Origin of the sequence: Methanococcoides sp. NM1 (assembly GCF_900774285.1) — an archaeon.
Lineage (GTDB): Archaea > Halobacteriota > Methanosarcinia > Methanosarcinales > Methanosarcinaceae > Methanococcoides > Methanococcoides vulcani.
Window position 1 is genome coordinate 1 of record NZ_CAAGTW010000005.1, and the last position, 14,694, is coordinate 14,694.

The 14,694-nt window shown below is 46.2% G+C and carries 16 protein-coding genes; 6 read left to right on the top strand and 10 right to left on the bottom strand.

Annotation, left to right across the window (positions count from 1 at the left end; translation table 11 throughout):
- The 3 genes from E7X56_RS05870 to E7X56_RS05880 form a co-directional block, all read right to left on the bottom strand.
- A partial coding sequence (locus tag E7X56_RS05870) for a helix-turn-helix domain-containing protein (RefSeq protein ID WP_135605780.1) occupies positions 1-103 on the bottom strand: 103 nt, incomplete at its 3' end.
- Between the two features lie 236 nt (positions 104-339).
- On the bottom strand, positions 340-2,145 hold the full coding sequence (gene uvrC / locus E7X56_RS05875) for an excinuclease ABC subunit UvrC (protein ID WP_135605782.1): 1,806 nt from the start codon (positions 2,143-2,145) through the stop codon (positions 340-342).
- A gap of 49 nt (positions 2,146-2,194) precedes the next feature.
- Entirely contained in the window at positions 2,195-2,956 is a 762-nt protein-coding gene (locus tag E7X56_RS05880) for a ribonuclease H-like domain-containing protein (RefSeq protein WP_135605784.1), read from the bottom strand.
- A 180-nt stretch (positions 2,957-3,136) separates the two neighbouring features.
- Between E7X56_RS05880 and E7X56_RS05885 the strand changes: the two genes are divergently transcribed.
- The 6 genes from E7X56_RS05885 (at position 3,137) to E7X56_RS05910 (ending at position 9,893) form a co-directional block, all read left to right on the top strand.
- The gene (locus E7X56_RS05885) at positions 3,137-3,409 is read left to right on the top strand and encodes a PRC-barrel domain-containing protein (protein WP_048195595.1); all 273 of its coding nucleotides are present in this window, start codon (positions 3,137-3,139) and stop codon (positions 3,407-3,409) included.
- An 8-nt stretch (positions 3,410-3,417) separates the two neighbouring features.
- On the top strand, positions 3,418-4,149 hold the full coding sequence (locus E7X56_RS05890) for a tRNA(His) guanylyltransferase Thg1 family protein (protein WP_135605786.1): 732 nt from the start codon (positions 3,418-3,420) through the stop codon (positions 4,147-4,149).
- A 120-nt stretch (positions 4,150-4,269) separates the two neighbouring features.
- Positions 4,270-5,223: a tyrosine--tRNA ligase gene (locus tag E7X56_RS05895; protein WP_135605788.1), complete on the top strand. Its 954-nt coding sequence runs from the start codon at positions 4,270-4,272 to the stop codon at positions 5,221-5,223.
- A gap of 99 nt (positions 5,224-5,322) precedes the next feature.
- Positions 5,323-6,459, top strand: a complete 1,137-nt coding sequence (locus E7X56_RS05900) for a hypothetical protein (RefSeq protein ID WP_135605790.1) — start codon at positions 5,323-5,325, stop codon at positions 6,457-6,459.
- 136 nt (positions 6,460-6,595) lie between these two features.
- Entirely contained in the window at positions 6,596-8,596 is a 2,001-nt protein-coding gene (locus E7X56_RS05905; RefSeq protein ID WP_135605792.1) for a cation:proton antiporter, read from the top strand.
- A gap of 19 nt (positions 8,597-8,615) precedes the next feature.
- Complete coding sequence (locus E7X56_RS05910; protein WP_135605794.1) at positions 8,616-9,893, top strand: methanogenesis marker 16 metalloprotein; 1,278 nt, start codon at positions 8,616-8,618, stop codon at positions 9,891-9,893.
- Here the strand turns inward: E7X56_RS05910 and comE are convergent.
- From comE to E7X56_RS05945, 7 genes are all read right to left on the bottom strand, one after another.
- Entirely contained in the window at positions 9,856-10,425 is a 570-nt protein-coding gene (gene comE / locus E7X56_RS05915) for a sulfopyruvate decarboxylase subunit beta (RefSeq protein ID WP_135605796.1), read from the bottom strand. The two genes, E7X56_RS05910 and comE, sit on opposite strands and share 38 nt — an antisense overlap.
- On the bottom strand, positions 10,422-10,919 hold the full coding sequence (comD, locus tag E7X56_RS05920; protein ID WP_135605798.1) for a sulfopyruvate decarboxylase subunit alpha: 498 nt from the start codon (positions 10,917-10,919) through the stop codon (positions 10,422-10,424). Before comD ends, comE begins: the two co-directional genes overlap by 4 nt.
- 4 nt (positions 10,920-10,923) lie before the next feature.
- The gene (locus tag E7X56_RS05925; protein WP_135605800.1) at positions 10,924-11,550 is read right to left on the bottom strand and encodes a (Fe-S)-binding protein; all 627 of its coding nucleotides are present in this window, start codon (positions 11,548-11,550) and stop codon (positions 10,924-10,926) included.
- A 3-nt stretch (positions 11,551-11,553) separates the two neighbouring features.
- Positions 11,554-12,252, bottom strand: a complete 699-nt coding sequence (locus tag E7X56_RS05930; RefSeq protein WP_135605803.1) for a GTP-binding protein — start codon at positions 12,250-12,252, stop codon at positions 11,554-11,556.
- Positions 12,249-13,013: an ATP-binding cassette domain-containing protein gene (locus tag E7X56_RS05935; protein WP_135605805.1), complete on the bottom strand. Its 765-nt coding sequence runs from the start codon at positions 13,011-13,013 to the stop codon at positions 12,249-12,251. Before E7X56_RS05935 ends, E7X56_RS05930 begins: the two co-directional genes overlap by 4 nt.
- Positions 13,010-14,269, bottom strand: coding sequence for a cysteate synthase (locus tag E7X56_RS05940; RefSeq protein ID WP_135605807.1), 1,260 nt, complete (start codon positions 14,267-14,269; stop codon positions 13,010-13,012). The genes E7X56_RS05935 and E7X56_RS05940 overlap by 4 nt, the downstream gene beginning before the upstream one ends.
- A gap of 183 nt (positions 14,270-14,452) precedes the next feature.
- The gene (locus E7X56_RS05945; RefSeq protein WP_135605809.1) at positions 14,453-14,686 is read right to left on the bottom strand and encodes a cytochrome b5 domain-containing protein; all 234 of its coding nucleotides are present in this window, start codon (positions 14,684-14,686) and stop codon (positions 14,453-14,455) included.
- Between the last annotated feature and the right edge of the window lie 8 nt (positions 14,687-14,694).

The following is a 14,694-nucleotide window of genomic DNA, read 5'->3' on the forward strand; positions in this document are numbered from 1 at the left end:
CCAAAGCCCAGTTATATGTAAACCTACACGCCCCAATATGTTTTAAGAACATTACTTCTTGTTCTTTTTTTGGATACAGTCTATACTTGTAGGCTTTTAACATCGTATATATAATACCATTTAACACCATATATAATTCACGTTAATGTGAAGGGGAGTATATTTCGGTTACATTGTAGATAGTACGACTTTCATCCCAGCTTACGCAAGGAGTCTTCTCGTCTTATAAGATAAAATACTATCTAAGTTTCAAAGCCTGAGTTCAGTGTGTCTCTTTTTCATCTGTCCGGGAATAACGCCTGAGGCTGTATTAGTATCGAGTTTGGACACTCTCCATGTTCAATCCCGCTTGCTCACGAAATGGTCTACTATCTTCTCAGCAAGCCCTTTGCTGATACCTTCCACTTCCGCAAGCTCCTCTACAGAAGCTCGTCTTATCTTCTCAATAGACCCAAAATGGTTCAACAGGGCTTTTTTCCTGAATGAACCGATGCCGGGTATTGAATCCAGTTCGGAATGGGACAACCTTGCAGTACGTCTCCTCCGATGTGAAGAAACTGCAAAGCGATGTGATTCATCCCTCACCTGCATGAGCATCCTGAGCGCATCGGAAGTGTGTGGAAGTATGACAACCTCATCCTGGCCTTCCTTTGGGACGATGATGTGCTCGAATCGTTTCGCCAGTCCGACCAGTGGGATGTCAAGTCCCAGTTCCCTGAGCGATCCCATTGCTGCACCAACCTGCCCCGGTCCACCGTCGATGAGGATCAGGTCAGGTAGTTTGTTATCCTCATTTTTCTGTTTTTTGTACCGGCGCTTGACCACTTCTGCCATCATGGCAAAATCATCGATACCCTTTACGGTCTTGATATTGAAATGCCTGTACTTATCCTTTGCAGGCATGCCGTTGTTGAAAACTACAAGTGATCCTACAGCGTCAGTTCCTGATATGTTGGATATGTCAAAACCCTCGATGTGTGCCGGAAGGGTCGGCAGGGAAAGTTCATCACGAAGCTGTACCAGTGCCTGCAGGGCATTCTCCCGGTCACTTCTCTTGATATGGGATTGTTCCATTGTCATGATCGCATTCCTTGCAGCCATGTCAAGTAGTTTTTTCTTATCTCCTCTTGCAGGCACCTGTACATGGACGCTTCTCGATGCTTTTTCGGATAGCCATTTTGTGATAAGTTCCTTCTCAGGTATGGGATACTGCACAAGGATCTCCGGTGGCACCGGCGCATCCTGATAATATTGCTTGATGAACTCCGCGACAATTTTGGAGATATCCCCCGCTGCATCTCCCCATGAAAGTGAGAAGTCGGCCTTGCCTACCATGTTCCCGTCACGGATGTAGAAGATCTGCACGAAAATATTATCCTCATCGGCAGCCGTAGCTATCAGGTCACTGTCATTGTTGCCGGCGGTGGCGGTCTGTTGCTCGGACAGGCTTTTGAGGGCTGCTATCTGGTCACGCACTGCAGCAGCAGTTTCGAACTCCTGCGCTTTTGCATGCTCCTGCATCTTTTGCTGGAGGGAATTAAGAATGCTCGAGGTGTCTCCTTTGAAGAACTTCACTGCCTCCATAACGTTCCTGCGATATTCTTCTTCGGAAATAGAACCGTTACATGGAGCATAGCAGCGCCCGATGTGATAATTAAGGCACGGGCGCGATTTCTTCCCGTCTATCTTGCGATTGCACCTTTTTATCCTGAACACCTGTGATATCATGTCAAGTGTACGGCGTACAGGCTTAACGTTGGTATAGGGCCCGAAATAAAGTGCCCCGTCCATGAGCCTCTTGCGTGTTATGAAGATCCTCGGGAATTTCTTGTTGACCGTGACCTTTACGTAAGGATACCGTTTGTCATCCTTCAGGTCGATGTTGTAATGGGGCCTGTTCTTCTTTACAAGATTGGCCTCAAGTATCAGTGCCTCAACTTCGGAATCGGTGACAATGTAGTCGATGTCCTCGATCTTCCTGACCATTGCCCTGGTCTTTGAAGAATGGTTCTTTCCGGACTGGAAGTACTGGCTGACCCTTTTCTTCAGGGACTTTGCCTTTCCTATGTAGATGATGTTGTCGGAACCATCCTTCATCAGGTAGACGCCCGGCAGGTTAGGAATGTTGGATATGTCCGGTTTCATTATACTTGATCATCCTTTGTATATCGCAGGAAAAGAATGACGATAACTATCATTTTCCGAGGGCTTTCTGGAATGTCCTTTCGATGAACTGCGGGTATGTTTGCATGATAATGGTCTTCAGGTTAACAATATCTTCCCGGTTGTATTCAAGAAGAAGGTCCAGTGCTTCCTCACTTCCGCGCTCGTATTCATGCCAGAGCCGGACTGCATCGAAGCCGGTGATATCGACCGTTTCATCAGTTCGCTGGATCCCCAGTATTTTCTCGATGGCCTTCAGCCCTCCCGTGAGCCCAATGCGGCGCAGCGGATACATAAGGTCCACATGAAGCTGGTTGAAATTTATCTCCGGGAATTCGTGTTTGATGAATGGGAGGTCGAAGCGTGCCCCATTGAAGGAGACCAGAAGCTCGTATTTTTCCAGCTCTTCTACGATGTCATCAAGGTCAATGCCTTTGACATACGTTTTCGCATCCTTCCCGTCGTAGATCCCGACCACGGTAATATAAGAACTATTAGCAGACAGGCCGGTTGTCTCAATATCAACATAAGCGACAGAATCCGAGAAATGCTCAAAAGCTCTCCAGTGTTCTGCACCCGGGAGACAGTTCGCGAAGTATTCGAAGTCCCTCATCTCAAGGTGATCTTTTGATTCACTGATCCCCTTTTCGATCCTCTCTTTTCTCGTTGCCGGTACTGAAACGCAGTCCTGGTTTTCCAGGTATTCGTCCCACTGGCAGTGTCCGCTTTCCCATATTCGTTTTTCAATTGTTTTCCCTATGCCGGGAATATGTATGTAGGTGCTTGTAAGCATGTTCTTTTGCCCCTTCGAACCTTTCAGCTATACTTCTATTTAATTATGGTGCGTTGGATGATGCGTTGTTAATATCAGGTATTTAGAAGGATTTAAGGCGTAAGAGTACGCATTTTATATATATCATCAACATGTAAATCATATTTACAATTTTAATAGATCAATACAACAGGGGCTATCATGCGCGCAGATATAACATCACTGTTTGGATTAAATGTGTATACGAATCAGGGTACGTATGTGGGAAAAGTGAACGATCTTGTCTTTGATGTGGATGAGAGGGTCGTTTCCGGCCTTGCTCTTTCAGACATCAACCGTGACATCTTCGATGTTGCAACAAGAGGGGTCATCCTTCCATACCGCTGGGTGGTAACTACAGGGGACATTGTCCTCATACGTGATATCGTAAAAAGGTTCAAGAAACCTGCAAAAGAGGAAGAAAAAGAAGACTGATCCTTCTCATGAAACAGCGGGAGATCTATTCAGATCTGCGTTGCATTCCTCCTGTGATCATACGTGTTGATGGCAGGACGTTCAAACATACGCTATCACGGCTTGGTTGTGAAAAGCCGTATGATGAAAGGTTTGCATCTGCCATGGCAGATTCTCTGGAACTTTTTTTCAAGAAAAGCGGAATGAGTGCAGCGTTAGCATATACTTTTTCTGACGAGGCGAGCATTCTTTTCTTCGACCTTCCCTTTGATGGCAGGGTGGAGAAGCTCGATTCAGTGGTCGCCAGCTACCTTAGCAGTGCTTTTACTATTAAGATGGGCCTCGATGAGCCTGTGTCATTTGACTCAAGGATCATTCCCATCGAGAAAGGGCAGGTCCCGGAGTATCTGGTCTGGCGCCAGAACGAGGCCTGGAGGAACTGTGTCAGCTCATATGGATATTACACGCTGCGTTCAGAAGGCTTGAGTGAGAAGGACGCTGCAGCTGCTATCAAGGGCAAGAAAGCGCAGGACATACATGAGATGCTATTTCAGCGTGGCATAAATCTTGATAAGGTCCCACCATGGCAAAAAAGGGGTGTTGTTATACATAAGACCGAGTACCATAAGACCGGTTTTGACCCTGTGAAAAACGAAAGGACCCGAAGTAAAAGGACCAAAGTGGTCCAGAATTGGGATATTCCTATGTTCTCATCCGATGATGGGACTGATTTTTTGAAAAAATATATTATGGGTCACTGATGTACAGTACTCTATGCTGGTTACTAATGTACCGTAATCTATATGGTGATGATCTGACTTTAAAGTCCCATCATTCATAGTGATCCGTTTAAATTCTACTATGATATTGAAGGTGAATTCATGGAAAAGATCGATCTTATAAAAAGAAACGTGCAGGAGATTGTCACAGAAGCGGAGCTTACAACATTGCTGGAGACCAAGGAACACCCTTCAGCATATGCCGGCTACGAACCTAGTGGGAAGGTCCACATGGGTCACGTTCTTACTGTGAACAAGTTAATGGACCTTCAGAAAGCAGGGTTTGAGATCACTATCCTTCTTGCGGATGTCCATGCCTACCTGAACCAGAAAGGTACGATGGAAGAGGTGCGCAAGACCGCGGACTACAATAAGGAATGTTTCCTTGCACTCGGACTGGATCCGGAAAGAACGAATTTCGTATATGGCTCTGATTTCCAGCTTTCTCCTGACTACATGCTCAATGTGCTCAAGCTCACCCAGTCCACTTCACTGAACAGGGCAAAGAGAAGCATGGATGAGGTGGGAAGGAAGATGGAAGATCCTAAGGTTTCCCAGATGGTCTACCCGATCATGCAGGCTGTCGATATTGCGCTTCTCGGAGTTGATGTCGCAGTAGGTGGCATCGACCAGAGAAAGATCCACATGCTTGCAAGAGAAGGCCTTCCAGGACTTGGCTTCAAAGCTCCGCTCTGTATCCATACCCCAATACTTCTAGGACTGGACGGTACCAAGATGTCATCATCTAACGAGAACTACATTTCAGTGGACGATGATGAAGCATCCATAAAGAAGAAACTTAAGAAAGCCTTCTGTCCTGCAGGTGTTGTTGAAGATAATCCGATGCTTGAGCTATTCAAGTATCACATAATGCCTCGCTATGATGAGATCGTCTTCGAAAGGCCGGAAAAGTTTGGCGGTGACCTTGTTTGCAAGAGCTATGCAGACCTTGAGACTGTGTTTGCAGACGGAAGTCTTCATCCAATGGACCTGAAGAACGGTGCCGGCAAGTACCTCAATGAGATACTTGACCCCGTAAGGGCAGTTCTTGGATAATGTGGTAGGGGCAGCAGAATCACTGTTGCCTACGTAACCTATTTATCGTTTGCACTATAAGAATTAACTCAATGAGAATTAGTCGAATTGGGGAACCACATGAGATATACATTTCAAGATTCTAATGAATTATCCATCCAGAGAGATGTTATACAGGATCTTCAGGATTTTGTTGATACATCAAGAAAAGTTCTTCCTATTGAGAACGCTTCCATTGAGAATAATGCAGATCTAATCAGCAGGCGCATATCTCTGGAAAACGGGTCTGAAGAACTGGAGTTCATCAATAGTAAGATCCTGGATTTCATTGACAGCATCACCGGAGAAGTTGAAGAAAAAGATCTCCTTGATTACAGGAACTCTATTCTTGATGCATGTGAAACTTCTTTCAACAAGAGTTCAGGTGCCATGCTTTCCGAGATCGAGATCATTAACAAGGATATAGATGGCGGACTGGATGATGTGGAAAAACAGATCCTCTCCATACTCAATCCGTTTTTTGAAGGTGGCATTTATGGGATCACGGAAAAGTATTTTGCTTCAATGGACCGAAATGTTCTGAGAGGTAAGCTGACGTCAACTGTTGTTGGAATGGAATATGAGTCCGAACTGACCTTCACCGATAATACGATCACCATAAGGGGGCTCTATGGCACTCTCTTTTTACCTACCTGGACAAGATCCGGTATCATATACAAGGAAGATAAAGTGAAGCTGGAAGACGTTTCCGATCTCCTTCTGTCATCTTTGGATTTTGATGATCATCACATTAGTGCTACATTCGTTAACAAGAAAGCAAGCAAGCGCTTAAAGGTGGATATGGGTGAAGATGCCCTTGAGATATATTATGATGGCAATGAGGTCACAGCAGACCCCGCACTCATGAACTCTGTCAAAGAAGAGCATGTCAAATCAATGCTGGATGCTCTTAGAAACTATATCAGGTCCCATGTTAAGAAGAAGACCCTTGTCAGGCTTATGCTTGATGGTGAAGATGCTATTCGTAACAACCAGACATTTGATTGCCTGAAACTAATAGCTGAGCAGTTCACGGAGATCATTAACGAATGCATTGATAGAGGTTATGTTGATGGCGAGATCACAATAAAGATCGAGCAGACGGATGGGACCCGAACCGAGAAATATGTTGGCAAGGCCGAATTGTTCGACCAGCTTTCAGAGTTTGGAAGTGAAGGCCTGGAACTCGCAAGCCTTCTTGGTGTAGAGAGCTCCTGATACTTTCAGATCAAGATGGTCATATCTCTAATATGACCTATCTTTTTATCTATTTCATTATCTTATTATCATATATATTACCTGAAACAGAGGTTAACATTAGAATCTCTCTGATATTTATTCGGGGGAAGGCTTGATGGAATCTTTCATAATAAATAATCTTACTATAATTTTCGGTTTGTCCATTGCCATCCTTTATTTCTGTCACCGTCTTCATATACCCATAATCGTCGGATTTCTTTTCACGGGCATGTTATTAGGACCTCATGGTTATGGTCTCATAGATGCTATTGAAGAAGTAGAAGTACTTGCCGAGATTGGTATCGTACTGTTGCTTTTTACGATCGGTGTCGAGCTATCGTTAAAGGATCTCTGGGGCATGAAACGGGCTGTTATTATTGGCGGTTCTATACAGGTGCTGCTTACAATAGCAGTTGTCTATTTCATATCTTCCTGGATCGGGTCCGGTTTTGCGGAATCCGTTTTTATTGGTTTTTTGTTCTCTCTTAGTAGTACGGCTATCGTGCTCAAGCTTTTGCAGAAGAGGGGTGAGTTGCATGCTCCGCATGGACGTCTGTCTCTTGCAATTCTGCTTTATCAGGATGTTATTGTGGTTCCAATGATACTGGTGACACCGTTCTTAGCAGGGGTGAGTTCTACAGGGGATGCAGCACTCCTTCCCATAATTGCAAAAGGTATAGGCCTGGTCGTTCTGGTTATGGTCAGTGCGAAGTGGATCGTTCCAACCGTTCTCTATCAGATCACAAAGACCCGCGATTCAGAGCTTTTCTTCCTGAGCATCATTGTTGTATGTCTTTCGGTCGCATGGCTGACATCCAGCATGGGCCTGTCCCTGGCATTGGGTGCTTTCCTTGCAGGATTGATCATTTCTGAGTCCGAGTACAGCCATCAGGCACTTAGTAATCTCATTCCTTTCCGTGATATTTTCATGAGCTTTTTCTTCATTTCCATAGGGATGCTGCTTGACATTGGTCATTTCTTTGAGAACCCGGTGTTGTTCATACTTGTGGCTGTCGGGGTACTGCTGTTAAAATCAGTTATAGCCGGCCTGGCCTCATACTTACTCGGCTTCCCTCTGCGTACTGCGGTTCTGGGCGGACTTGCACTTGCACAGGTTGGTGAGTTCTCATTCGTTCTGTCCAGGTTCGGTCTGGAATTTGGTATCCTTGATCAGGATGTGTACCAGCTGTTCCTTGTGGTCTCCATCCTTACAATGGCAGTTACTTCATCTGTCATGTCGCTTTCACCCAGGATTGCAGACCGGGTAGTGAACCTTCCTCTGCCATCAAAGCTCAAATGTGGCTTCCACCCCGGGGCGATGATGGATGTTCTGGATAAAAAGACCCATCTTGAAGACCATCTGATCATTGCAGGATTCGGGTTCAATGGCAGAACCGTTGCAAAGGCAGCAACAGTGGCAGGAATTCCTTATATCATTCTCGATACAAATCCGGAAACGGTGAGAAAGGAACAGCTAAAGGGTGAATTGGTCTATTATGGGGATTCTTCTCAGAAAGGTGTACTGGAGCATGCGGATATCAAGAATGCAAGGGTACTTGTGGTATGTATATCCGATCCGGCGGGAACCAGAAGAACGGTTGCACTTTCCCGGAAATTAAATCCGAATCTGCACATTATTACGCGTACACAGTATCTGCAGGAAATGGAACCTCTGTATGGACTGGGTGCAAATGAGGTCATTCCTGAGGAGTTTGAGACATCCATCGAGATATTCGTAAGACTGATGAAGAGATATCTTATTCCAAAGGATGAGATCGACAAATTAGTTTCAGAGATACGCTCGGACGGTTATGAGATGTTCAGGACGTTGTCAGGTACAATGAACATCTATGACATGGAAGTTGATATTCCGGAAATGAACATTACGAATGTAAGGGTGAGGTCATCTTCATATGTGGTCGGCAAAACACTTTCCCAGCTTGGTCTGAGGAAAAAATATGGCGTCACAATACTTGCGATCCGCAGGAACTCGGAAATTCTTGCAAGTCCGGATGCTAATATCTCCCTGATCTCGGGTGACGTGGTCGTACTGATGGGTACGCCGGAAATGATCTCAAAAGTAGATCCGTTATTTGCAGGTGGGGATGTGAAATAAGTAACATGGAGGGGTTAATATGGAACGTAGCATTGAAAGTATAAACGAAAGCATCGGAAAAGGTGAAGCTATTGTGCTTACTGCACAGGAGGTCTGTGAACTTGCAGACCGCGGGGAAAATATCGAAAAAGTGGATGTTGTGACAGCAGCAACACGTGCTATTATGAGCGGGACCTATGCAATACTATCTTTCCCGGTGGATGCACCCTGCAGTTTCCTGCGTGCGAAGGAAGTCTATATGAACGGGGTTCCTGCCCATGTAGGTCCATGTCCCAATGAAAGGCTGGGTATCCTTGACCTGATGCTTTTTGGTACCGATCACAGTCTTGACGACCATCATTATGGTGCAGGACATCTCTTCCGTGACCTTGCAGCAGGGAATCCTGTGGACGTAAAGGTCGTTACAGATAGCGATGTTACCTTCACGACACAAGTGACACTTGGTGATATGCCATATGCCATGATGTATGGTACCCGTCACGCTTTCAAGAACTATTCCGCTTTTGTTAACACCTCAGATGACCCGGTATCTTCCATATTCCATGCAATGGACTTCGGACCAAGGCTTACAGAGGCCACGATCTCCGGATGTGGGCAGATAAATCCTGTGAAGAACGATCCGTTGCTGCGATCCATCGGTGTGGGAACACGCATCCTCATGAACGGTTCAGAAGGGTTCATACTGGGATCTGGGACTCGTAGTGCGAAAGAGAAACCAAACCTGACGGCCTTTGCGGATATGCATGACATGGACCCTGAATACATGGGTGGTTTTTTCACATCAGCAGGTCCGGAATGTATAGTTTCATGGGCAGTGCCCATAGCTGTGACCGATCCTTCAGTAATGGATGCAATAGCAGAGCGTGACAGGCAGCTCAAGATGTCAGTAATGGCCGTGGACAAAAGGGCATGTGTGGGTTATTCCACTTATGGTGACGTGTGGGAAGATGTGGATCTGGAAGTAAAGTTCGATCCGAAGGAATGCATCAATTGTGCTGTATGTGAGCCTAAGGAACAATGTCCCATGGCTGCTATAAGCTTTGATGAATACAAAGTGAAGCTTGACAGGTATGCATGCTTTAACTGTGGGCTATGCACAACGTTGTGTGTGGGAGATGTATTCACCGGTAAGATGGGCTCCATCAATTTCGAGCTCGGTGGCCATTCGGCGAACGTTCCTATCGTCCTACGCCAGTCTGACAAGAAAAGGGCTTTGGAGCTTTCAGAAAAATTAAAAGAAAAGATCCTTGAAGGCTCTTTCAGACTGACTCAGATGGTCGAGCACATTCAGCCATGAAACGCTCGATTATCTCTTCAGGGGACAGGCCGATCACGGGTACAGATGCATTTCCGGCATCCACACGTACAACTATCACTCCCCTGTCAATTTTTTTGAGTATATGTTCAATCTCATTTTCATTGTCTGCAGTATGAACTTCCTGTACCCCTGCTCCCCTTGCAACAGCACCAAGGTCAGTTCCAAGGGATGTAGCTGTAGGCTGGTCTCCGGTCGAACCGTATGTGCCGTTGTCTATCACAACAAGCAGGTAGTTCTCAGGTCTCTGGTGTGCAATGGTTGCCAGACTGCCCATGTTCATGAGAACAGAACCATCTCCGTCAATTGCAATAATATGTCTTTTTGGAACTGAGAGAGAAAGCCCGAGACCAATGGAAGATGCAAGTCCCATGGAACCAAGCATGTAGAAGTTCCCGGTTCTGTCCTTCACGTGGTGCAGTTCCCTTGAAGGTAATCCAATATTGCACACGATGAGGGAATTCTTCTCTTCTGCCTTCCTGGCGATCATGGAGATCACGTCTATGCGTTTCATTCTCCCTCCCAGAAACCAATCTCGAGAAGGACTGCAACAGGTCGCCCCTTTTCAGATGCGATCGCCCATGCATGAAGTATTGTTTCTTCCACATTGTCAATGGTAGGCACGACATATGGTATATCAAGTGCATCAAGCAAAGAGGTTGTAAGCTGACCCATGGGTACCTGGGCACAGATCGTTTCACCTTCTACGCCCCTGTGGCTCACGATCAACAGCAGGGGGATGTGGAATAGTTTGTTAAGAGATGCAAGTGCGTTGATGGAGTTTCCGAGCCCGGAATTCTGCATGAGCATTGCAGGGATCTTTCCTCCCATGTAAGCGCCGGCACAGATGCCCACACCTTCTTCTTCACGGGTCACAGGCACGTGGATCATGGAAGGATCACTGTCGATCATCGGAAGTATATCCTTCAGGTTGATGCAGGGTACACTGACAACAAGGTCGATTCCTGTCATCCTCATACCATTGAATACCGATGTGCTTGGATCCATTTTCTCACCATACTTTCAGGTCGATAGCTTCGATCCTGACGTTCCTTTCCTCTACTCCCACGACGATACCGGAATGCACTTTCTGCATCATGCAATGCGTGGGGATGAACTTCACGGTCTCACCTACTCTTGGAATACGTCCTTTTTCTACCTTACCGTCAAAAGCGAATATCAGGCATATCCCTGCATCGAGAAATTCAACATTTTCATTTCCAAGACGCTGCAGCGGACCCACCATGTGGATGGTGTTCATTCCACGGGATGCTTTAATGACCTTTGCGAAATGAGTTATAGGGCAACCAAGTGGTCGGTATCGTACGAGATCACCTGCTTTGAACTCGGTGCCGTCGATAGGATGAATGTCTTCCCTGCATGATGGTTCACCGGTCAGTGGCGCAAGGGTGAAGTCTGCTTCGAGACCATCGATCACACCAATAATATTCGTACCGTCAGACCTGTCCTTCAACAGTTCCTTTAGCTTCTTCCTGTTCTCAGAGAACTGTTGTTTCCCCATGAAAGGGCAGAGGCCTATGTCCTCGGCCTTTCTCATATTCTCTGCAAGATCACGGCATTGATTGTATCCGCATTTGCCGCAATTATATCCGGGAAGCAGCTCAAGTATCCCTTCCATTGATCACTCCCCCTTATATTCCATGAATCCGTCAAGGTGGCGAAGAACTCCCATGTGGTATTTGCGTCCAACGCGTTTTTCACCGCTACAAAGGGTACAGATGGCGAGTGGTGGGTTATACCTGAGTACCATATCTTCTCCTGCTTCAACTCCATCCTCGATGAGCTCTGCAAGTTCGATGGCACCTTTTCCGCTAAGTCCGTTAGCTTCTACCACAAGAGAATCAGGGTTAACTTCCAGTACTCTTTCCCTGAAAACCTCACGTTCTGCCTGTGAGACGATGTCGCCCTTTGTCATGACCACAATATCTGCAGTTGTCAGTAGCGGTCCTACTTTCAAAGGTGTGTTCGGACCGGTGGTCACGTCGATGACACAGACCGCTAAACATGAATCGGGATATGGTGCACATCTTAAGCACAGTCCGGCGGTCTCATTGAGCAGGATGTTGGCACCCTCTTCTTCTGCCCATTGCAGCATAGGTTCTGTATTATAGATGGTAAAATGGTCAGGGCACATATCCTTTGCAAGACCTACCCGAATTGGCACATCAAGCCTTCCAAACCTCTTGTCATCATCTGTCCAGAGACAGTCGACCTTGACTACTGCAGGCTTGTTGCCACGTCTTTTCAAGGCCTTTATGGTATGCAATAATACGGACGTTTTTCCGGAACCAGGGGTTCCTGCAACAACTACGAGTTTCATACAACACCTTCCACGATCTCCCCTCGTCGAATGATCTCGCGAAGGTCCATCATCCAGTTATCAACTTCTGAGACACGATTCCCGACATTCTTCTCTTCAGTGCTTGTCGTGATTATATCGGACATTCCCCCGTTCTTTATGACTATCCTGCGGGATGCCATAAGTGCCAGTACAGGGTCGTGTGTAACTACAACTACGATCTTCCCTTCACCTGCAAGAAGGGCCAAAGCGTCCTGTTTTTTAATTCCTGCGTTCTCGATCTCATCGATAAGCACTATGGGTGAATCGCTGATCACTGCTATATCTGCGGTCATCAGGGAACGTGACTGGCCACCACTCAGGACGGTAAGCTGGTCACTCTCATGGATGGGTTCTCCTGTAAGGGTGTTTGCCAGTTCGACGACCTTGTGCATAAGCTCGGGATCTTTTCCCCGGCTTCTGGCATGCATTTGCAGAAATTCAGAAACGCTCATATCAGCAAGGAAATGCATGTTCTGTGAAAGCTGTGCTATAAGTTTCAGGCGTGGGTCAACCCTCATTTTTGCATCCGGTTCTTCGTCATTGATAAGTATCCTGCGTTCGGTTGGTGTGTCTCCCTGTGCCAGTTGCTCGATATCATCAATAAGTGTACTTTTTCCAGAGCCTGTGGGACCGACTATTCCAAGTATGTCTCCGGGATTCACTTCGATCCTGTCCACCTGTTCTTTTGTACCATCTTTGTTAACGCCTCCGATGATCGTCAGCTTGATAGAATTGCTCATTTTAAGTAACCTCCTTTACTGAAAAGTTCGGAAACCTTTTCCAGTATCTTTTTCTCTGCATCCGGATCTGTTTGGGATACGGTAAGATCGACGCCCAGTTGCTTTGTAGACAATGCTTCTTGTAATCGTTTTAGCCCCCCTCCGGTTATGTTCAGTACGATCTGCTCATCAGGTTTGACCTCGCCTGCATCCACTGCCCTGATCAGTGCAGCACAGGCAACAGCTGGTGCCGGTAGTATGTCGATACCTTCGCTCTCTTCGAAGAGCTTCTGTGCGGCCTCAGCTTCCTTGTTAGTGATCCCGTAGATCATCCCGTTCGTGTCATCCAGTGCATCTTTTACCCCGCCACTTGCTGAATATGGCGGTTTCCTGTTGTAGAGCACATCATCATGCATTTCTTCAGGACAGCATCCTGTAAGTTCAATACCTGTCCACAATGAGTAGAGTGGTGCACATGGCAGGTTCTGTGCAAGATGTAATCGCGGCATGTTGTTTCCGAAGCGTCCGTCCTCAAGGAGCCTCATCGATGCTTCCCAGGCCGAGATCCCGCCTGTTCCGCTGCCCACTGCCTGGAAATAGTGTTGTGGCAGGCTTCCGGTCGTAAGTACTGCATCCAGCATCACGGTTCCCATTCCATCCCTTCTGGCAATGTTGCGGGCACCGCCCTCGCTTACAAATTCATCTCTTGATGCTATCTTTTCTGCCATTACAATAGCCTGATAGTAGTCCCCGTCCACGGTTACCGTGCAGATAGAGGAAGTTTCATCGTTCGTTGTCCAGACCCGGTGTGTGCTGTTCTTTGGTACTATCAGCAGTAATTTTTGTCCTGTTATGGATGCCACATGTGCAAAGGCCCTGGCAGTGTTGCCGGCAGATGCAACCACCATTATCCGGTCTTCATTATTTTCTATCAAGCGTTGCATTGTGGGGAAGGACTCAAGGTCCTTGAAGCTACATGTTCTTATGAAAGCCTCTTTTTCAGGCCAGTAGCCGTTGAAAGTGATGTTCAGGTCCTTTACTCCAAGTTCTTTTGCAAACCCCTCACTTTTGTATGTCACAGGTCTGCCGGAACCTTCCTCTATAATACCGTTTACAGGCAGCCAGTCGTAATATCTCCATATGCCAGGCATGTCTGTCGGTTCTATCTGTTTCTTAGAATACTCTGTACGCAGCAATGCATCGTCATTAGGGCAATGTAATGCATACGGATCCCTGACTTGTCCACACTCTGGACATTTCACGACATACTTATTCATGGGTTCAAGTCGGGGAATCTGCTTATATACTTTTTCATTAAATGGGCAAAATTTGCCGGTTTAGGCTCATTCTGCTTAATCGTATGGACTATTGGGTGACAAATATACGAAAATGTATAATAAATATTTATGGGCATTTTCAGTCATGCCCTTAAAAGGGATCACGTATCTCAAAAAAGATCTTTAATCGATCAATTTCCCGACAACAGTGAAATCTTCCATAACGTCATCATCATGGGGTGAATCGTCCATTTCCTCAGTAAGATCTATGCCACCTTCATGGAGGCCCTGATGATCCCCATCATCCCACAGCATACTGTCAGTTACGTCGTAGACTTCTCCCTGATATGCTATGTAGCACTTTGCTCCATCCTTGCCGTTGTATTTTGCAAGTTCTTCTTTTGTGAATTCTTCCACTTCTATAA

Coding starts and splice junctions, on each gene's coding strand:
- uvrC (WP_135605782.1), bottom strand. CDS start 2,145: ATGAAACCGGACATATCCAACATTCCTAACCTGCCGGGCGTCTACCTG.
- E7X56_RS05880 (WP_135605784.1), bottom strand. CDS start 2,956: ATGCTTACAAGCACCTACATACATATTCCCGGCATAGGGAAAACAATT.
- E7X56_RS05885 (WP_048195595.1), top strand. CDS start 3,137: ATGCGCGCAGATATAACATCACTGTTTGGATTAAATGTGTATACGAAT.
- E7X56_RS05890 (WP_135605786.1), top strand. CDS start 3,418: ATGAAACAGCGGGAGATCTATTCAGATCTGCGTTGCATTCCTCCTGTG.
- E7X56_RS05895 (WP_135605788.1), top strand. CDS start 4,270: ATGGAAAAGATCGATCTTATAAAAAGAAACGTGCAGGAGATTGTCACA.
- E7X56_RS05900 (WP_135605790.1), top strand. CDS start 5,323: ATGAGATATACATTTCAAGATTCTAATGAATTATCCATCCAGAGAGAT.
- E7X56_RS05905 (WP_135605792.1), top strand. CDS start 6,596: ATGGAATCTTTCATAATAAATAATCTTACTATAATTTTCGGTTTGTCC.
- E7X56_RS05910 (WP_135605794.1), top strand. CDS start 8,616: ATGGAACGTAGCATTGAAAGTATAAACGAAAGCATCGGAAAAGGTGAA.
- comE (WP_135605796.1), bottom strand. CDS start 10,425: ATGAAACGCATAGACGTGATCTCCATGATCGCCAGGAAGGCAGAAGAG.
- comD (WP_135605798.1), bottom strand. CDS start 10,919: ATGGATCCAAGCACATCGGTATTCAATGGTATGAGGATGACAGGAATC.
- E7X56_RS05925 (WP_135605800.1), bottom strand. CDS start 11,550: ATGGAAGGGATACTTGAGCTGCTTCCCGGATATAATTGCGGCAAATGC.
- E7X56_RS05930 (WP_135605803.1), bottom strand. CDS start 12,252: ATGAAACTCGTAGTTGTTGCAGGAACCCCTGGTTCCGGAAAAACGTCC.
- E7X56_RS05935 (WP_135605805.1), bottom strand. CDS start 13,013: ATGAGCAATTCTATCAAGCTGACGATCATCGGAGGCGTTAACAAAGAT.
- E7X56_RS05940 (WP_135605807.1), bottom strand. CDS start 14,269: ATGAATAAGTATGTCGTGAAATGTCCAGAGTGTGGACAAGTCAGGGAT.